Origin of the sequence: Leucobacter manosquensis (genome assembly GCF_018304845.1) — a bacterium.
GTDB lineage: Bacteria > Actinomycetota > Actinomycetes > Actinomycetales > Microbacteriaceae > Leucobacter > Leucobacter alluvii.
The window spans coordinates 1,121,972-1,140,792 of the sequence record NZ_JAFEVO010000001.1 but is presented as its reverse complement, the minus strand read 5'-3'; the positions used below and the strand labels follow the sequence as shown (position 1 = coordinate 1,140,792).

Here is an 18,821-nt window from a genome sequence, read left to right as displayed (position 1 = left end):
CGCCCCACTGTATCCCGCGCCCGTGAACGATCCAGTACTCCGCAGCGCACCACTCTGCCGCACAATGGAGTCATGCACGATCCGCGTTGGCTCCAGCTCATCGATCGCGTGCGCGCGGACACGCCGAGGCTGCTCGACGACTTCTTGACGGAGCTGAGCACGCACGAGGGGTACGTCGGCGACGCGGTCGCGGCAGAGGATATCGAGCGCACCGCGCGGAACGCGTTCGCGCTGTTCGCCTCGCGCCTCGCCGCTGAGGCCGGGGCGGAGGCGCCGTCGGAGTTCGCCGAGGCGCTCGGGCGACGCCGCGCGCGGCAGGGGGTGCGCGTCGAGCGCTTCATGGAAGCGGTGCGCATCAACTTCCGAGTGCTCTGGCGAGGGCTCGAACGGGCGGCCCAGCCCGACCTCACCGACGCGCTGCTGGCCCACGGCGAGCTCGTGCTCGACGTCGTCGAACGCTACGCGACGGAGGTGCAGCGCTCGTTCCTCGAGGAATCGGACTCGATGACGCAGCAGCGGCGAACGGCGAAGGAACGGGCGCGATCGAGACTGTTCTCCGGGCAGGCCGACGGCGACGAACTGGTGGCGATCGCGCACCTGCTGCGACTCTCATCGTCGGTCGAATACGAGATGCTCGCCACGACGCGCGATGGGGACCGGTTGGCGAGGGAGGTGCTCGAGAGCGGCGGCCAGTACGTCGACGACGGGGGCACGACCGTACTGCTGCGTCCACGACGCGGGCCCATCGACTGGGTCGACGCCGATCCTGCCCTCTGCGGAGGCTACCTCTCGCGCGTGGGCGGTCTCGACCGCGTCGGGCGAGCGGCGACCATCGCGATCGACCTCGCCGAGCGCGCTGACGACGGAGCGGTCTTCCGACTGCGCGACGGCTTCGCCTCGATCGCTCGCGAGACGATGCTCGAGCGGGTCGACGGATTCATGCACGAACTGACCGGAGCCTTCGACTCGCTTCCCGATGCAGAGCGGGAGCGCCTCGCGGTGACGCTGCGCGCGTTCATCCGCACGGGTTCGATGCAGCGCACGGCTGAGGAGCTCTTCTTCCACCGCAACACCGTGCTCAAGCGGTTGCGCGTCTTCCAGGACCTCAGCGGCCTCGACGTCACCGTGCCGCGCGATGCCGCGATCGCGATGGTGATCCTCGACCTCTGAGGGGGTGAGGCGGGTGTCCGAATGCACACGAAGCGACGGCAAGCGGAGGCGATCCGACACGGATCGGCGGCGCTTCTGGCCATAGCCTCGGAGCATGCGGAATGACCCGCGGCCGGTGACCTGCGCGCCGCCGGCGAGCACACCGGACCCGGAGGCCCCATGATCTCGACCACGCAGACCCAGCGCATCCTCGACGCCGTCGACGCCGCATTCGATGAGCAGGTGCGCGCGACCGCCGACCTGGTCTCCGCGCCCTCGTTGCGCGCGGACGAGGAAGCCGCGCAAGACCTCATCGAGGGGCGCATGGCCGCGCTCGGCCTCGACATCGACCGCTGGACGATCGGTTCGCCCGAACTCGAATCGCATCCCGGGTATGGGCCGTCCACCGTCGACTACTCGGGGATGACGAACGTGGTCGGAACCTACACGCCGGCGCGAGAGGCTGGCCGATCGCTGATTCTGAACGGTCACATCGACGTCGTGCCGGAGGGGCCGGAAGCGCAGTGGTCGCGCTCGCCGTGGGACGCCGAGGTGCGCGACGGATGGATGTACGGTCGCGGCGCCGGTGACATGAAGGCCGGGCTCATCGCGAACCTGTTCGCGTTCGATGCGCTGCGCCGCGCCGGCCTTGCGCCGACTGCCCGTGTGCACCTGCAATCGGTCGTCGAGGAGGAGTGCACCGGCAACGGTTCGCTCGCCGCACTGCTGCGCGGCTACGAAGCCGACGCCGTCATCATCTCGGAACCCGAGGAGGACGCGCTCGTCCGCGCGAACGTCGGCGTCCTGTGGTGCACCATTCGGGTGAGCGGCGAGCCGACCCATCCGCGTGAGATGGCGAACGGCTTCAACGCCATCGACGCGGCCTACGAGGTGATCGAGGCGCTTCGCGGGCTGGAGCAGGAATGGAATGCCGAGCAGTCACAGCACCGGTACTTCGAGGATCTCGATCACCCGATCAACTTCAACATCGGCGGCATCCGAGGCGGAGACTGGCCGTCGAGCGTTCCGGCGTGGTGCGAACTGAGGCTTCGCGTGGCGCTGTACCCCGGCATGGCCGCCGCGGATGCGCACGCCGCGGTCGAGCAGTGCGTGCGCGCGGCCGCGTCGGGCGCCGAGGATCGCCGCCCGTTCGACGTCGAGGTGACGCCCGACGGGTTCTACGCTGAGGGCTACGTGCTCGAACCGGGCAGCGAGGCCGAGGCGGTGCTCGAGCGGACGCACCGGGCTGCGTTCGGGCGCGAGCTCACCAGTTTCACCACGCCGGGCTACCTCGATGGTCGCGTGTTCGTGAACTACGGCAACACGCCGACGCTCGTGTACGGGCCGGTATCCGAGAACATCCACGGGTTCGACGAGCGCGTCAGCATCGAGTCGATTCGCCGTTGCACGCAGTCGATGGCGCTCTTCATCGCCGAATGGTGCGGGGTCGAAGAAATCGATTGAGCCGGGAGGGGCGCGTGTCGACGGTACTCGATAGCCTGGATGCAGAGCCCGCACGTGCACCGAGCGCGCGGGCGCGCAAGCTGCAGAGATCCGTGAAAGGAACCCCATGGCGTATCGAGTGCAAGGCGTTGTCGTCCGAGAGAAGAACGCCCCGGTCACCATCGAAACGGTGATCGTGCCGGACCCGGGCCCGGGTGAGGCGGTCGTCGACATTCTCACGAGCGGCGTCTGCCACACCGACCTGCACTACAAGCTCGGCGGCATCAACGACGAGTTCCCGTTCCTCCTCGGCCACGAGGCGACGGGTCGCGTCGCGGCTGTCGGCGAGGGCGTGACCGAGGTCGCAGTGGGGGATCGCGTGATCCTCAACTGGCGCGCGGTCTGCGGGCAGTGCCGCGCCTGCGCGAAGGGGCAGCCGCAGTACTGCTTCGACACGCACAACGCGAAGCAGAAGATGACGCTCGAGGACGGCACGGAGCTCTCACCAGCACTCGGCATCGGAGCGTTCATCGAGAAGACCCTCGTCGCCGCCGGCCAGTGCACGAAGATCGACGAGGAATCGGATGCCGCCGCAGTCGGACTGCTCGGTTGCGGCGTCATGGCGGGCATCGGTGCGGCGATCAACACCGGCGGCGTGCAGCGCGGCGAGTCGGTCGCGGTCATCGGCTGCGGCGGCGTGGGCACTGCGGCGATCGCCGGCGCGCAGCTGGCGGGAGCGACCACGATCATCGCCGTCGACATCGACGACGCGAAGCTCGAGCAGGCGAGGCGCTTCGGGGCGACGCACACCGTGAATTCGCGCTCCGAGGATCCGGTCGAAGCGATTCGCGCGCTGACGGAGGGGTTCGGCGCCGACGTGGTGATCGATGCTGTGGGCCGCCCTGAGACGTACACGCAGGCGTTCTACGCTCGCGATCTCGCTGGCCGCGTCGTACTCGTCGGCGTACCGACGCCCGAGATGCAGCTGGAACTGCCGCTGCTCGACGTCTTCGGGCGGGGCGGATCGCTGAAGTCGTCGTGGTATGGCGACTGCCTGCCGAGCCGAGATTTCTCGATGCTCATCGATCAGTACAAGCTCGGGCGTCTCGATCTCGAAGGGTTCGTGACCGAGCGCATCGGCCTGGGCGACGTCGAGGCCGCATTCGACCGGATGCACGAGGGCACCGTGCTGCGCTCGGTGGTGGTGCTCTGATGGCCGCGCGTATCGAACGACTGGTCACGAGCGGCACGTTCTCGCTGGACGGCGGCACGTGGGACGTCGACAACAACGTCTGGATCGTCGGCGACGACTCCGAAGTGATCGTCATCGATCCCGCTCACAGCGCCGAAGCCGTGGCGGAGGCCGTCGGGGAGCGCCGCACCGTCGCGATCCTGCTCACCCACGGGCACGACGACCACATCCGTGCGGCACGCGAGACGGCCGATCGACTCCAGGCGCCGTTGCATCTGCATCCAGCCGACGCAATGCTGTGGGAGACCGTGTACGACTCGGCCCCCGATGCGAAGATCGCGGACGGCGATGTGTTCTCGGTGGCGGGCGTCGAGCTGACGGCGCTGCACACGCCCGGGCACTCGCCCGGCTCGACCTCGTTCACCGCGCCGCAGCTCGACGCGGTGTTCACCGGGGACACCTTGTTCCAGGGCGGACCCGGTGCGACCGGTCGCTCCTTCAGCGATTTCCCGTTGATCATCGAGTCGATCCGCGGAAAGCTGCTCACCCTTCCGGCTGAGACCGTGGTGCACACCGGACACGGAGACACGACGACGATCGGCGATGAGGCCCCGCACCTCGACGAGTGGATCGCGCGCGGGCACTAACAGCACGGCGAGCAGATCCGCGGACTCGCGATGCCGCGCGCGTGACGTCGTATGACGGCGGACGTCACGCGCGCGGCCGCGGTGTGATGAACTCTCGACATGAGCATCCCGCGTCTTCTCGACCACATCGTCATCGCCGGCCCCGATCTCGACGCACTCATCGAGTGGTTCGCTGACCGGACGGGGGTCACCGCCGAACGCGGAGGGGCGCACCCCACCGGCACCGCGAATGCCCTCGTTGCGCTCACGGTGGGAGAGCAACGAGGCCCGCAGTACATCGAACTCATCGGCCCTGATCCGGATCGCGAGACCGCTGCGCTCCCGACGACGTTCGCGATCGACACTCTCGACGAGCCTCGCGTGCAGGCCTACGCCGTGCACCCGCGCGACATCGACGCGACGGTCGCCGCTGCCCGGGCGAGCGGGTTCGATCCCGGTGACGTCTGGGAGCTCTCCCGGCGCACCCCCGCGGGAGAGCTGCTCGAATGGCGCCTCACCGGAGCGGCGATGCACCGCCTCGACGTGCCATTCCTGATCGATTGGGGAACGACGGCGCAGCCCGGAACGGGAGAGCTGCCGACGATCGAACTCGTCTCCTTCGTCCGTGAGGAGCCGGACCCTCTGGCGGTCGACACTGCGCTCGCGGCGCTCGGCCTGGGCGACGGTGCCGCCGAGACCATCACCGGACCTCGCCCGGGGTATCGACTCGAGCTGCAGCGCGCCGACGGCGCGCCCGTGACCTGCTGACATGCCCGCCCCCCGCAGCGGTGGCGCGAACCATGCGCAAGACGTGTACCTCGAGTACCAGCGACGTTCGAGAACCCCGCAGACGCCCCCGGGCGACGAGCCGTCGCGGTTCGCCGGAGCCGGAGCAGACGCTCACACGAAGCTGGGGCGATCCGTCGACGATCTGAGGCCTGCGCTCGAGACGCTCGCAACCCGCCTCTACGAAGCCCCCGAGATCGGCTTCGCAGAGCACGACTCGGTGCGGGAGCTCGCCGCTGTGCTCATCCAGCACGGCGTCGAGCCCGAAGTGGGGGCGTACGGCCTCGAAACGGCCCTCCGGGCGCAAGTGGGCACCGGGGACGGGCCGCACTTCGCGATACTCGCCGAGTACGACGCGCTCCCCGGGATCGGTCACGCCTGCGGGCACAACCTGATCGCGGGCATCGCCGTCGGCGCGTTTCTCGGCGCCGCTCCGATCGTGCGTGAACTCGGCGCGACCCTCTCGCTCATCGGGACTCCGGCGGAGGAGAACGGCGGCGGCAAAGAGCACATTCTGCGAGCCGGCGGGTTCGATGAGATTCATGCCGCGGCGATGGTGCATCCGGCGGCGGGTGCGAAAGCCTCCCCGATCTGGGGTGAGCGCACCACGGGCGTGCGCCGTATCGCGGTGACGTACCGGGGCCGCGCTGCCCATGCCGCTGGGGAGCCATGGCTCGGAATCAACGCGCTCGACGCCGTCGTATCCGCATACCAGTCGGTGGCCCAGCTGCGGCAGCACATCCTCCCCATCGACCGCGTGCACGGCATCATCACCGACGGCGGTGCCGCACCGAACGTCGTGCCGGAGCAGGCCTCAGCGCTCTTCTACGTGAGATCCGGCGAGATCGATACGTTGCGGGTGCTCACGGACCGCGTGGTTGATGCGCTGCGCGGGGCAGCGCTCGCCACCGGCACGACCGCGGAGATCGAAGTCGACCCCGTACCGCCGTATCTGCCGCTGGAGCCGAGCGTCGAGCTGATGCGCCGCTGGGCCGGAGCGCTCGGTGAGCGAGGACGAGAGACGCCGCCGTCACCCGCGGTCGCCGCGCAGGCCGGGCCGTCGACCGACATGGGAAACGTGACGCAGTTCATCCCCGCCATCCATCCGTCGATCGGGATCGGCGGTCCGGAGACGGTGCACCCCCACCACGCCGCGTTCGCCGATCAGACCGTGCAGCCATCCGCGTTCGCCGCGATGACCGATGCGGCCGCAGGACTCGGTGCAGTGGCGATCGACTACCTCGCCGATGGGGCGCTGCGGGCCGCCGTCGATGCTGAGTTCGCGGCGCGCGGCGGGCGGTATCGCTGGGAGTCGTGACTCCGGGAGTCGTGGCGCTGCTGCCGCGCGCGCGGCTGAGCGGCATCGAAAGCGCGGGTGGCTAGCGGCGAAGCTGCTCGGAGACTGCTGTCAGTACGGAATCGGGGGAACCGGTGGCGTCGTAGACCGCCACCAGTACGCGGCGCTCGCTGCTGTCGTGATCGGCCGTGAGCCAGCGCAGGTAGAGCGATGTGAGCTCGCGCAGATCCTCGGTCAGCGCGGCCGCGGCGTCCGTGGTGCGGCCGCGCAACCATGCGCGCAGTGCGGCGTTGTGGGCCGCAACGAGCGAGGCGCCGAGGGTCGACGCCACCCAGGCAGGCGCACCCGGCTGCTGCACCTCGCGGATGTAGCGGGTGAACACGCGTTCGTAGCGGTGGGTGATGACGAGCTCTCGGTCGCGGAGAGCGGGCGTGAGGCGCATGAGTTCGAACCGCAGCCGTGCGGCCTCTGGATCGCGGAGCAGGAGTCGCAGCACATCGGCTGTCGCAGAGACGAGAGCGTCCGCGGGGGCGAGGGCCGTGTCTTCGAGGGCGGCCTCGAGACGGGCGAGCGCGTGATCGTGGTCGGCGAAGATGACGTCGTCTTTGCTGCCGAAGCGTCGGAAGAAGGTGCTCCGGCTCATCCCGACCGCTGCGGCGAGAGCTTCAGCCGTCGTCGCTTCGTAGCCGCGTTCCGCGAGGTGGCGGATCGCCGCGGTCGAGCTCTCCGGCGTCATTCCGGCTCCGTGCGGTGGCATGTCAAGAAACTAGCACACCAGAGAGCATGTGAAACCGAGTTCCACTCGTGAAGGCGTTACGAGCGCGGGCCGGTCGGGGCTTCGCTGTGGGGAATGGACTTGACTTGACACCGAGTGTCAGGCATGCTCGACGGCGAACGCGTCGGCGCGCGCCGTCGCAGGGAGGAACCCATGCCGAACTCGAAGCCGGTCGTCAGCCAGGGTACCGCGGAGCCCGAATATGCGCTCTGGGAACCACTCGATCCCGATGTCGCCGGAGTCTTCCGCGGCGTCTCGAGCGAGGATCTGGCATACCGGGATCGGGCTCGCGCGTTCGTGCAGGATGAGGTGCGGCCCGTCATCGCAGGCATCTGGGATCGGGCCGAGTATCCGCTCGATCTCGCGCTTCGCCTCGGCGAACTCGACCTCATGCGCGACGGCATCGACGTTCCGGGTTATCCGGAGCAGAGCCTGCTGGCCGCGAGCCTCACCATGATGGAGCTCGCGCGCGGAGACGGGTCGATCGCGACGATCGTCGGCGTGCAGGGCGGTCTCGCGCTGCGCTCGATCGCGTACTGCGGCTCCGAAGCGCAGCGCGATCGTTGGTTCGAACCGCTCGCGAGGGGCACCGAGCTCGGAGCGTTCGCACTCACCGAGCCGACGCACGGTTCGGACTCCGTCAGCTTGGAGACGAGCGCCGAAGCGGACGGAGACGAGTACGTCATCACGGGGCACAAGAAGTGGATCGGGTCGGGCAGCGTCGGTCAGGTGTCGGTGGTCTGGGCCCGAGGCGATGACGGTCAGGTGCAGGGCTTCCTGGTGCCGCAAGACGCGGAAGGATATCGGGCGACGACGATCGAGGGGAAAGTCTCGTTGCGCGCCATCTGGCAGGCGCACATCGAGCTCGACGGTGTGCGGGTGCCGGCGAGCGCGAGGATGCCGGGCGCGAACAGCTTCAAGGACACGGCCCGCGTGCTGCAGGCGACGCGCCTCGGCGTCGCCTGGTCCGCGCTCGGGCACGCCGTCGCCGTCTACGAGTCGGCCGTGCACTACGCGAAGCAGCGCGTGCAGTTCGGAAGGCCGCTCGCCGCCTCGCAGATCGTCCAGTCCCGGCTCACCGAGATGCTGAGCGGCGTGACCTCGTTGCAGTCCCTCCTCATGCAGCTCACGCGCGCGGAGGAGCGGGGTGAGCTGTCGGGGCCCGGCGCCTCGCTCGGCAAGTACACCGCCACGCGCACGGCGCGGGATCTGGCGCGGAACGCTCGCGATCTGCTCGGCGGCAACGGCATTCTGCTCGAGAATCGGGTCGCTCGCCACTTCGCCGACATCGAAGCCCTGCACACGTACGAGGGCACGGAGACGGTGCAGGCGCTCATCATCGGTCGCGACATCACGGGAATCTCCGCATTCGCCTGAGTTCAGTCCTCGAGCGGCGCTGCAACCCCGCCTGATCCCCGGGGCCTCGCGGAACCGGTGGCCGGTGCGAGCGCTCCGGAGTCGAGTGCGAGCCAGAGGAGTGCGCGCTCGGTGGGGGCGTCGAGCCGCACGTCGAGATCGCGCTCGGCAGCGTGCAGGTGACTGCGCAGCGTCTGCCGGTGCACCGCGAGCTGAGCGGCCGCGCGTTCGATGGCTCCGTTGGCCGCGAGGTACGCGTGCAGTGCGACGCGCGTGCGCTCGGCGAGGGCGGGATCGAGCATCTCGAGGCGCCGTCGCCATTCCGCGAACACCGGGACGGTTCTGGAGGCGTCGATCGAGGCGCTCCAGGCCTCCCGACGGCTCAGCTCGGCGTACGACACCGCGACGACGTCGCGCTCCCGGGTGCCGAGGTGCGCCCGTGCCGCTTCGGCTCGCAAGTCGAGCAGCCCGCTCGCGGGCGCGGTGCGGCTGATACCGGCTCGCCAGCTCGCGAGGTTGCCGGTCTCGTTCGCGAGGAACTCAGTGACGAGCGGCTGCACCTCCTGATGATCGGCTCCCGGGATCACGATGATGAACTCCGATCCGACGGCGCACAGCAGCGGAACCACGGTGAACTCCGCCTGATTCCACGCATTCGCGAGATGAGCCTTGAGGAGCAGGCCGGCAGCCGGCTCCTTCATGCTGGGGAGCCCCGGGTCGGGCGAGGGGCCGAGGTGCACGACCGTGCAGCGCGTGCTCGATCCGAGCAGCAGCTCGAACAACCGCGCATCGCCTTCGAGTCGCCCGGTGAGAGCCTCGGTGAGCACGCGTTCGCGGAACGAGATCGCGGTGACGTCGCCCCGACTGCTCGTGCGCGCGTCATCGATGAAGAAGGCGATCGAGCCGATCATGCCCTGCTCCAGCGGAGAGTATCGGCGCATTCGAGTGACGGCGATCGGTGCGCCGGCGGTACTCGCGATGTGCACGAAGCGTGCGCCGAGGGAAACGCTCGTCGAGCGCCGTCCGGATGCCGCGTGCCGGGAGAGCTCGCCGGAGATGGCCCGCATTTCGCCGTCCCCCAGTACCCGTCCTGCGGAGGCGGGGTCCCCGGCGGCGTCCCGCCAGACGACCGTCGCCTCGAGCTCGGCCGCAAGGGTCTCGAGTGCTTCAGGGCGCAGTCCGGGGCCCGGCGCGGCGGCAAGGCGCTGCTGCAGGTCGAGGAGACGCTGCACCTGGCTCATCTGAGCTTCCGCGATACGAGCGGAAACGTGCTCGGCGATGGCGATGTAGGGGGTGGTGAGCGGGACGCGCAGAAGCGGAAGCTGATGCTTCACGGCTGCGCTGTGCCATTCCTGCGGGATCTCCTCCACGGTGAGCCCCACTCCGAACCCGACGCCGGCGACGCCGTGCTCGCGGAGACGCCGAAACAACTCGTCCAGCGACTCCGGCGTGCGCTCGATGAGGCCGGTGGTCAGCAGCAGCACCCCTCGCGTCAGCCACGGGCTGGGATCGGTGACTTCCGCGACGTGCACCCAGGTGACCGACCGGCTCAACCAGTCGTGGCCGACGACGCAGGTGAGTTCCAACTCTTTCGCGCGGGTGAGATCGGCGAGGGTGGGGTAGGGAGCCGGTCGCGGTGCTGGCATGTGTTCCTCCTGGTCCATGCGCAAGCGCGTTCACTGTATGAGGGAGTGTATCTGCTCATATTCACCCTCAGCGCGATTGCGGACGATGCAGTGGCCGACGATGCTGGAATCTCAGCGCATCACGACAACCAGGAGGGGTCATGCCAGCGACCGCACGTCAGTTCGAGATCATCGGAGCGCCCTTCGACGGAGCGGCCACGCTCGGGTATCCCGGGTCCCGCTACGCACCGGATCGTATTCGTCAGCAACTCGGCTGGATCACGCAGCGCGTGGAGTCTGGATCGGTGTTCTCGCTCGAGACTGGCGAGCTGCACGATGCTCCGCTGATCATCGACGGCGGCGACGCCGACATCGTGGCCCACGACGTGCTGACGACGCTCGAGCGCACGAGCGCGCGAATCGCGCGGAGCGTGCGGTCCGGGAACGTGCCCATTCTGCTCGGGGGCGACGACTGCTTCCTGTATGCGGGCACCAAGGGGCTTCATGATGCCACCGATGGAACGGTCGGCGTCATACACTTCGATGCGCACCTCGACGTGATGGACCGAAACGAGCAGCAGGGCACCCACAGCCAGTCCAGTGGGATGCGGAGATCGCTCGAACTCGATCGGGCGCGGACGGAGCACAGCATCCAGGTGGGGCTCCGGCACTTCAACTTCCCGTCTTCGCGTGCCTACCTGGAGAGCGCCGGCCTGGCGCGCATCACCGCGGCGGAATTCGATAGGAGCGGCACCGCAGCCGTCGTCGAACGAATTCTCGAACGCACCGCAGGCGCCGACCATGTGCATCTGAGCTTCGACATCGACGCGATCGATCCGGCGCACGCGCCGGGCGCGGGAGCCCTCGAGCCGGGTGGGATCACGTCACGGCAGGCGATCGACACGATCATGGCGCTTGCACCGCACTGCGATTCGTTCGCAGTGACCGAGGTCAACCCGATGACGGACCACCAGGACATGACCGCGACCCTCGCGGCCTATCTCTGCTATTACTTCGCCGTGTTCGGGCAACGACACAGCGACGACTGACCCGATCGAACGCGTCGATGGAGCGCGTTCGGTTTCGCATGATGAAGTGAGGGAGTGGGACGATGGCGGAACACCAAGAGCAGGTGAGCCCGGTGCTCGACACCGGGGCGGTGAACATCGTGCGCAAGCGCGAGCTGGGCCGCGCGGTGCGCGGAACGTTCGTCGGCAATGTCATGGAGTGGTACGACGTCGGAGTCTTCGGCTACCTCGTCGTCACCCTCGGCCCCGTATTCCTCCCCGAGGCGAACCCTGCGACGCAGGTCATCTTCATGCTCGGCACCTTCGCGAGCACGTACCTGTTCCGACCGCTCGGCGGTCTCTTCTTCGGCTGGCTCGGGGACAAGATCGGACGCAAGCGCGTGCTGTTCATCACCCTGACCACCGTGGCGCTGGCGACGTTCCTCATCGGTCTGCTTCCCGGCTATGCCTCCATCGGCATCGCAGCGGCTGTGCTGCTGATCGTGCTGAAGATCGTGCAGGGGTTCTCCGCCGGCGGAGAGTTCACGAGCGCCGTGACCTTCATCAGCGAGTCGGCGCCCGACAAGAAGCGGGGGTTCTACGCCGCCTTCCTCGACGCGGGCAGCTATCTCGGCTTCGTGTTGGGCGCAGCGATCGTCACGGTGCTGCAGATCGCGTTCGGTCAGGAGGCGATGGTCGATGGGCTCTGGCGCGTCCCGTTCCTCATCGCTGGCCCGCTCGGCTTCGTCGCGATCTACCTCCGCATGCGCGTCGAAGAATCGCCGCACTTCACGGCGCTGCTCGCCGAGGCGGCGCCGCTCGCACGTACGCGGGCGGATGGGCGCCCGACCCTGCGAGTGAATCCGGCGCGCGTGTTCATCGCCAACTGGAAGCCGATGCTGGTGGTCGTGCTGCTCGTCGCGGCTGCGAACTCGGCCGGTTACGCGTTCACCTCGTACATGCCGACGTATCTCTCGACGGTTCTCGAGCACGATGCTGTTCAGGGCAATCTCTTCTCCCTTCCGCTCATGCTGCTCATGGCGATCTGCATGCCGTTCGTTGGAATGCTTTCCGATCGCGTGGGCCGCAAGCCGGTGCTGTTCGCAGCGTCCCTGTGGGTGATCGTTCTCAGCGTGCCGGCGTTCCACCTCATCGGCGGTGCGCAGCCGGTGGGCATCGTCTGCGGCCTCGCGCTGATCGGGCTGCCGGTCGCGCTCTACATGGGAACCCTCGCCTCGACCTATCCGGCGCTCTTCACCACGCGCTCGCGCAACACGAGCCTGGGAGTCTCGTACAACGTGTCGATCGCGCTCTTCGGAGGCACGGCCCCACTCGTGATCGACTCGTTGATCCGCGTGACCAACGACCCTCTCGCCGCGGCCTACTATCTCATCGGCATGTCCGTCGTCGGTTTCATCACCGTCTGCTTCCTGCGTGAGAGCGCCGGGCAGCCGCTCGAAGGATCGGAGCCCAACGTCGAGACGGCGCTCGAGGCTCACCGCATCCATACGGCCCGAATCGCGCTGCTCGAGCGGCGCTGACGTTCAGCGGGGGCCGCGAGCTAGACGGAGGCCTCGATGCCCGGGAGCAGCTTGCCGAGGATCACGGCGAGCTGCTCCCGCTCCGCGGTGTCGAGCGGGGCGAGTACGAGCTCGCGAATCTGCGCGACATGGGCGGGAGCGGAGGCGCGAAGCGCGGCAAGACCGTCGTCGGTGAGCCGCGCCGTGCGCGTGCGGCCGTCGCCGCCGCATGCGGAGCGCGCGACCCAGCCGCGCGCGACGAGCGCGTCGATGGCGTGACTCAGACGCGATCGGCTCAGCCCTGCGAGGCGGGCGATCTCGGACATCGGCGGTTGCTCGTCTCCCGGGCGGGCGAGCATGACGAGAATCGCGTAATGGGCGTGGTTGATCCCCGCGCCGTCGCGCAACGTTCGGTCGAGCGCTTGGGGGAGGAGCTGGGCGAATCTGATGGCGGGGAGCCAGGTGCGCATCTCGTCGTCGCCGAGGCGGCGGTCGGGAGCGGGTCGAGCATCGTCGCGCCCGGCTCCCCGGCCCGTCGCATCCTCCGCAGTCGCCACCGCGCTCGCCGCCGGTTCTTCCGGCTCCGGCTCCATCACGCTGCCGAGAGATCGATCGTATGCGCCGTGTGGTCGCGCTTGGATTCGAGGTACTTCCGGTTGAAGCCGGAGAGGTGCACCGACGTCGCCACACGATCGACGACCTCGATGCCGAGGGCGCCGAGTTGCTCGGCCTTATCGGGATTGTTGCTCAACAGCCGGATTCGCTCAGCGGCGACTGCGCTCAGCATCTGGGCAGCGGCCGTGTAGTCGCGCTCATCCTCCCCGCGGCCCAGCGCGACGTTCGCAGCGTAGGTGTCGAGGCCGGCGTCTTGCAGCGCGTACGCGTCGAGCTTCGCGTAGAGCCCGATCCCTCGCCCTTCCTGCCGCAGGTAGAGCAGGAAGCCGCCTTCGGCCGCGATGCGTTCGACGGCTTCGCGGAGCTGCGGGCCGCAGTCGCAGCGCTCCGAGCCGAAGACGTCACCGGTGAGGCACTCGCTGTGCAATCGCACGAGCGGTGTCGACGGCGCGCTCGCCGCTCCGCTGACGGGCCCGGCGTCACCCGTCGGGAAGGCGCCCTGCCACTCTCCGAGGGCGAGGAGGAGGTGCTCCTTCCCGTCGACGAGCCCGTCGAAGGTGAACACGTCAGCTGCTGCGGTGTAGCCGTCGGGAAACCGGAGGGGGATGCGCACCTGTGTTCGCACCGTCGCAGCGGATGAGGCTCGATCGCCCTCGCGAGTGCGTGAAATTTCAACCATGTGGGATGCAACGCGAATGCCCGGGTCCTATTCCCGGGCATTCGCAGGCGCGCGGCGCAGGAGCCGCGCCGGCGACCTACTCGGCGTCGAGCGGGTGCGGCACCGTCGGAATGGCGCCCGTGAGCGGGCGGCCATCGCGAATCAAGCGGCGCTTCCGCAGCTGCCACAGCACTGCGAGGATCGCGAACCACACGGGCGCCGCCAGGATCGAGGGCCGGGTGTCGTCGCCGTACAGGAGCGTGCCCGCGATGAAGACGAAGAACGCGAGCACGAGCCACGGCGCGATGCGCGAGAACGGCATCTTGAAGCCGGAGGAGGCGTGCCGCTCCGGGTACCGCTTCCGGTACACGATGTAGCTCACGACGATGGAGCCCCATGTGAACAGAATGAGGGTCGCGCACATCGATGAGACGAAGGTGAAGGCCGCGATGACGCCGTCGCCCGCGAACAGCAGCGGGATCGCCGCGAAGAGGAAGACGCAGGTGAAGAAAACCGAGCGCTTCGGCACCCCTCGACTGTCGGTCATCGCAAATTTGGACGGTGCGTGCCCGTCCTTCGCGAGGCCGAACAGCATTCGCGTGCCGGAGTAGAGCCCTGAGTTGGCACTCGACGCGGCCGAGGTGAGCACGACCAGCTGGATCACCACCGCTGCGAGGCCGAATCCGGCGGTGGCGAGGGTCGCGACGAAGGGGCTCTTGTCAGGCGCGATCTCGTCCCACGGCGTGACCGCCATGATCACGGCAAGCGCACCGATGTAGAAGATCAGAATGCGAATGACGATCGAGTTGATCGCCTTCGGGAGCGTCTTCCGCGGATTCTGGGTCTCCGCAGCGGCCGTGCCCACCAGCTCGACGCCGATGAACGAGAAGATGCCCATCTGGAACCCGAGCACGAAGCCGCTGATGCCCATGGGGAACATTCCGCCGTGCGTCCAGAGATTCGTGATCGAAGCCGTCGTGCCGTCGGGGGACTGGAATTGCGTCGCCATGAGAATGATGCCGACGACGATGAGCCCGAGAATCGCGACGATCTTGATGATCGCGAACCAGAACTCGGTCTCGCCGAAGAACTTCACCGGTTGCAGATTCAGCAGCGTCAGCACCGCGGCGGTGATCAACGCCGGCACCCACGCGGGGACGTTCGGATTGAACCACTGCACGTACGCCGTGATCGCGACGATGTCGGCGACGCACGCGATCACCCAGGAGAACCAGTAATTCCAGGAGACGAAGAATCCGGCCCACGGGCCGAGCATGTCCTTCGCGATGTCGCCGAAGGTCTTGTAATGCAGGTTCGAGAGCAGCAGCTCGCCGAGAGCGCGCATGATGAAGAAGACGAAGAACCCGATCACCAGGTAGACGAAGATGATCGCGGGGCCTGAGACGCTGATGAGTTTGCCCGAACCGAGGAAGAGCCCGGTGCCGATCGAGCCGCCGATGGCGATGAGCTGCAGGTGACGGTTCTTCAGGCCGCGCTGCATGCCGCCGTCGGGCGCTTCAGGGGGGACCTCGTCTGGATGCTGCGAAGATGCGGTTTCGGTGCTGGTCATGACACTCCTGTGTGCAGTCCGCATTGAGATCCTCGATGCGGTGGGGTGGAAGCGGTCTGGATCGCCGTCAGGCTACGACGCGGAACGTGTCGAGCGCGGGATCGGCCGCGCCGCGCACGTACCCGGCCGGGCTGGCCGAGGTGGCGCGCAAGAAGGAAACGACCTCAGCAGAGAGTACCTCCCCTGGGAGCACGTTCGGCACACCGGGCGGATACGCCGCGAGCGCATCTGCGGAGACGCGGCCGACGGCATCCGTCGCCGAGACGACCTCGACGCCGCTGAAGAAGGCTTCGCCCAGACCCATGGCGCGCTCGCACTGCGACGGGAGGGCGATGGGCCGCTCCGGCTCAGCATCGGCCTCGGGAAGCGCTTGCAGCGCGGTGAGGAAGCGGTCGACGTCGATGGCAGACGTCGCTCCGACGAGTGCGAGCAGCGCTGAGGGGGTGGAGAGCTCGCAGTAGACGCGGTGGTCGCGCAACAGCAGATGCTGCGCATCCCCGCCCGTGATCCCGGCGCCGCGGGTGTCGATGGCGATCTTGAGCGGATCGTTCGCGATGGCGTCCGGTCGTGCAAGCACGTCCGGCGTCGCATCGCGGTAGCGGCGATCGGCGCGCACGGCCGCGCGGATCGCTTGCGCGGAGTCGATCGCGCGTCCGACGAGATCGGGGCGCGTGGCGATGTGCATGCGCGCCTCGTCGAGCGAGGCGAGCAGGAGCGCGCTGCTCGACGTCGACTGGAAGGAGCGGACGACGCGATCGACGAGCGATTCGAGCGCCTGCGCGTGCGGACCGTGGCCGAGGTGGAGCATCGCGGATTGCGTGAGCGATCCCGCCGCTTTGTGCGTGCTGGAGATCACGAGGTCGGCACCGAGGCGCGCGGCATTGGCCGGCAGATCGGGGTGCATGCCGAAGTGGGACCCCCACGCCTCGTCGACGATGAGCGGGACGCCGTGGTCGTGCGCGACGCGAGCGATGGCGGAGATGTCGGCGACGGCGCCGAAATAGCTCGGCGACACGATGTACACCGATGCGCTCTCCGGGTGCTCCGCGAGCGCCTCGGCGACCTGGTCCGCGGTGACGCCGTGCGAGGCGCCGAGCCCGGCGTCGACGGAACCCTGCACGAAGTGCGGGTCGAGCCCGACGTGCGTCGCGCCGTCGATGACGCTCGAGTGCACGCTCCGCTGCATGACGACCTCGACGCCCAAGCCGCGCGCCACCGTCGTCGCCACATGGTTGCCCCCGGATGCGCCGTTCGTGACGAACCACGTGCGGCTGGCTCCCCATGCCTCGGCGGCGAGCTGCTGAGCGCGCATCAGGGGGGTGACGCGGCCAGGGGTCGTGAGGTGCCAGGTCTCCTGATCGACACCGCTGAAGAGCACCGGGAAATCGATGCGCATGGCATCGGCGCCGACGAGCGCTGCGACACCGGGGGCGTTCTCCACGACCCCGTGGTGCGCCGGCACGTGCAGACGCTGCCAGTCCTGCTGGGCGAGGGAGCGGAGCGCGTCGACGTACGGCGTCTCCTGCTGGCGGGCGGCAGCGGCGGTGGGGGCCGCGTCAACGCGGCGGAGAGAATCGAGCACGCCCCTCACCATAGGCAACGCGGCACCCCTGCGGAATATCAAGTATTCGCACTGCGTGACATAGTCTGTATCAGATGATCACCCTGCAGCAGTTCCGAGTGCTCCTCGCCGTGCGCCAGCACGGGAGCCTGACGCGCGCCGCTGATGCACTGCGGTACGGCGTGCCGACGGTGACGCACCACCTGCGCGCGCTCGAGGCGCATCTCGGAGCGGATCTCGTCGTGCGCGACCGGAACGGTGCGCGGCTGACCGAGCTCGGCGAACTCTTCGCGGGCGAGGTCGCCCCGGTGCTCACCCGCATCGAGCGCGCCGAGCGCGCCGTGCACGAATTGCGTGACGCGGGCGCGGTGACCATCAGGGTCGGCACGTTCTCGTCGACCGGGTCGCGCCTCATCCCCGCGGCGATCGCCGAACTGCGACAGCGCAGCTCGGTGCGGGTCGAGGTGATCGAAGCGGAGCCCACGGAGGTCGTCGGCCTCGTGCGTGCGGGTGAGGTGCATGCCGGGCTCATCTACCACGTATCGACCGAGCCGGGATTCGTCGGCACCGACCTGGTGCAGCGCTCGCTGTTCTCCGAGCCGTACCGCGTGCTCGTCGCGAAGCGCAGCCCGCTCGCGGAACTCGACGCGCTCGACTTCGCTGATCTCGCCGAGGTCGCCTGGGTGTGCAGCCGCAGCGACGATGAAGCCTCCGACCGGGTGCTGCGACGCGTCTACCAATCGCTCGGCGTGCCCATGCGCGAGCTGATGCGCACGGACGACCTGTACATGATCCACGGACTCGTCGCCGAGGGGCTGGGCTGCGCCCTCACGACCCGGGCGGCCGTCGACGCCGACTTCGACGTCGTGCTGCGACCCGCGAAGCAGGACCTGGGGGAGCGACGTGTCTCCTTCGTCACGCGGCGCGGGCCGATGCCGGCGGCAGTCGGGTGGTTGGGGGAGATCCTCGAGCGGCTCACCGCCGCACGGCGCTAGCCGCACGAATCGCGCTCTCGGCTTCCCGGGGAGTCAGAGCCCCAGCCCCCGGATCGCCTCGCGCACGGAGACCTGAGCCTCCTCCGCCGTGACCTGACCGGTGAGCCACCGGCCGGAGAGCCCCTCGACGAGGGCGGTGAGGATCAGCGCTGCTGCGGCCGGGTCGAGGTCGCCTCCGCGATCCAGCACCGCTTCGGCGATGAGCTCGTGCACCGTGCGCTGCCAGGCCGCCGTCGAACGGGCCACGGCGGCTGCCTGGGCCGGTTCGAACACCGCGAGCGCCCGCAACTCGTTCCAGGCGATGGAGCCGGCGCGGATCTCGGGATCCCGGCCGAACTCCGAGCAGAGCAGGGCCGCGAGATGCGTCGCAGCGGTCGTCGCATCGGCGGAGTGGGTGGCGCGATCCGCTGCGCGTTCCGTGACGTGGTCGAGGGCCGCCTGCAGCAATCCGTCTCGGTCGCCGAAATGATAGGCCAGCAGGCCGATCGAGACCCCCGCGGTGCTCGCAACGTCCTGCATGCGGAAGCCGCGAATCCCTGCGCGGGCGATCGTCTGCTCGCACGCGGTGAGGATGCGCTCGCGCGCGTCGTTCGTCACGTCGACTCCCTCGGATCGCGCGTCCACTTGACAGGGGCGCTGCGGCAAC

17 protein-coding genes are annotated in these 18,821 nt (G+C 68.7%); 10 read left to right on the top strand and 7 right to left on the bottom strand.

Going from position 1 to position 18,821, the window contains the following annotated elements; genetic code table 11:
* Positions 1–72: 72 nt before the first annotated feature.
* The 6 genes from JSQ98_RS05225 to JSQ98_RS05200 all read left to right on the top strand — a co-directional run bounded on the left by JSQ98_RS05225 (position 73) and on the right by JSQ98_RS05200 (position 6,514).
* Entirely contained in the window at positions 73–1,170 is a 1,098-nt protein-coding gene (locus JSQ98_RS05225; RefSeq protein ID WP_090150297.1) for an RsbRD N-terminal domain-containing protein, read from the top strand.
* Between the two features lie 159 nt (positions 1,171–1,329).
* Positions 1,330–2,613: an ArgE/DapE family deacylase gene (locus JSQ98_RS05220; protein ID WP_211648655.1), complete on the top strand. Its 1,284-nt coding sequence runs from the start codon at positions 1,330–1,332 to the stop codon at positions 2,611–2,613.
* Between the two features lie 106 nt (positions 2,614–2,719).
* A complete protein-coding gene (locus JSQ98_RS05215) occupies positions 2,720–3,805 on the top strand; it encodes an S-(hydroxymethyl)mycothiol dehydrogenase (protein ID WP_211648654.1) in 1,086 nt (361 codons plus the stop codon).
* The gene (locus tag JSQ98_RS05210) at positions 3,805–4,431 is read left to right on the top strand and encodes an MBL fold metallo-hydrolase (RefSeq protein ID WP_211648653.1); all 627 of its coding nucleotides are present in this window, start codon (positions 3,805–3,807) and stop codon (positions 4,429–4,431) included. The genes JSQ98_RS05215 and JSQ98_RS05210 overlap by 1 nt, the downstream gene beginning before the upstream one ends.
* Before the next feature lie 99 nt (positions 4,432–4,530).
* Positions 4,531–5,178 (top strand): VOC family protein, encoded by a 648-nt coding sequence (locus tag JSQ98_RS05205; protein ID WP_211648652.1) that lies wholly within the window; start codon positions 4,531–4,533, stop codon positions 5,176–5,178.
* Position 5,179: 1 nt separating this feature from the next.
* A complete protein-coding gene (locus JSQ98_RS05200; protein ID WP_211648651.1) occupies positions 5,180–6,514 on the top strand; it encodes an amidohydrolase in 1,335 nt (444 codons plus the stop codon).
* A gap of 61 nt (positions 6,515–6,575) precedes the next feature.
* Here the strand turns inward: JSQ98_RS05200 and JSQ98_RS05195 are convergent, their stop codons facing one another.
* Entirely contained in the window at positions 6,576–7,250 is a 675-nt protein-coding gene (locus tag JSQ98_RS05195; RefSeq protein WP_211648650.1) for a TetR/AcrR family transcriptional regulator, read from the bottom strand.
* Positions 7,251–7,421: 171 nt separating this feature from the next.
* Here JSQ98_RS05195 and JSQ98_RS05190 point away from each other — a divergent pair, with 171 nt between their 5' ends.
* Entirely contained in the window at positions 7,422–8,645 is a 1,224-nt protein-coding gene (locus tag JSQ98_RS05190; RefSeq protein ID WP_211648649.1) for an acyl-CoA dehydrogenase family protein, read from the top strand.
* A gap of 2 nt (positions 8,646–8,647) precedes the next feature.
* On the opposite strand, the gene JSQ98_RS05185 is transcribed toward JSQ98_RS05190, so the two are convergent.
* The gene (locus JSQ98_RS05185) at positions 8,648–10,270 is read right to left on the bottom strand and encodes a PucR family transcriptional regulator (RefSeq protein WP_211648647.1); all 1,623 of its coding nucleotides are present in this window, start codon (positions 10,268–10,270) and stop codon (positions 8,648–8,650) included.
* 140 nt (positions 10,271–10,410) lie between these two features.
* Between JSQ98_RS05185 and JSQ98_RS05180 the strand changes: the two genes are divergently transcribed.
* Together JSQ98_RS05180 and JSQ98_RS05175 are read left to right on the top strand one after the other, a co-directional pair.
* Complete coding sequence (locus JSQ98_RS05180; RefSeq protein WP_211648645.1) at positions 10,411–11,298, top strand: arginase family protein; 888 nt, start codon at positions 10,411–10,413, stop codon at positions 11,296–11,298.
* Positions 11,299–11,360: 62 nt separating this feature from the next.
* Positions 11,361–12,797 (top strand): MFS transporter, encoded by a 1,437-nt coding sequence (locus tag JSQ98_RS05175; protein WP_211648644.1) that lies wholly within the window; start codon positions 11,361–11,363, stop codon positions 12,795–12,797.
* A gap of 20 nt (positions 12,798–12,817) precedes the next feature.
* On the opposite strand, the gene JSQ98_RS05170 is transcribed toward JSQ98_RS05175, so the two are convergent.
* The 4 genes from JSQ98_RS05170 to JSQ98_RS05155 all read right to left on the bottom strand — a co-directional run bounded on the left by JSQ98_RS05170 (position 12,818) and on the right by JSQ98_RS05155 (position 17,201).
* A complete protein-coding gene (locus tag JSQ98_RS05170; protein ID WP_249290966.1) occupies positions 12,818–13,369 on the bottom strand; it encodes a MarR family winged helix-turn-helix transcriptional regulator in 552 nt (183 codons plus the stop codon).
* Positions 13,369–14,016: a GTP cyclohydrolase II gene (locus JSQ98_RS05165; protein WP_346728719.1), complete on the bottom strand. Its 648-nt coding sequence runs from the start codon at positions 14,014–14,016 to the stop codon at positions 13,369–13,371. The genes JSQ98_RS05170 and JSQ98_RS05165 overlap by 1 nt, the downstream gene beginning before the upstream one ends.
* Positions 14,017–14,146: 130 nt before the next feature.
* Positions 14,147–15,619 carry an amino acid permease gene (locus JSQ98_RS05160; RefSeq protein WP_211648641.1) on the bottom strand — a complete coding sequence of 491 codons (1,473 nt, stop codon included), beginning with the start codon at positions 15,617–15,619 and terminating at the stop codon, positions 14,147–14,149.
* A 67-nt stretch (positions 15,620–15,686) separates the two neighbouring features.
* Positions 15,687–17,201 carry an aminotransferase class I/II-fold pyridoxal phosphate-dependent enzyme gene (locus JSQ98_RS05155; RefSeq protein ID WP_200331671.1) on the bottom strand — a complete coding sequence of 505 codons (1,515 nt, stop codon included), beginning with the start codon at positions 17,199–17,201 and terminating at the stop codon, positions 15,687–15,689.
* A gap of 74 nt (positions 17,202–17,275) precedes the next feature.
* Between JSQ98_RS05155 and JSQ98_RS05150 the strand changes: the two genes are divergently transcribed.
* Positions 17,276–18,175: a LysR family transcriptional regulator gene (locus JSQ98_RS05150; protein ID WP_176698347.1), complete on the top strand. Its 900-nt coding sequence runs from the start codon at positions 17,276–17,278 to the stop codon at positions 18,173–18,175.
* A gap of 33 nt (positions 18,176–18,208) precedes the next feature.
* On the opposite strand, the gene JSQ98_RS05145 is transcribed toward JSQ98_RS05150, so the two are convergent.
* Positions 18,209–18,772 carry a TetR/AcrR family transcriptional regulator gene (locus tag JSQ98_RS05145; protein WP_211648640.1) on the bottom strand — a complete coding sequence of 188 codons (564 nt, stop codon included), beginning with the start codon at positions 18,770–18,772 and terminating at the stop codon, positions 18,209–18,211.
* Positions 18,773–18,821: the final 49 nt, after the last annotated feature.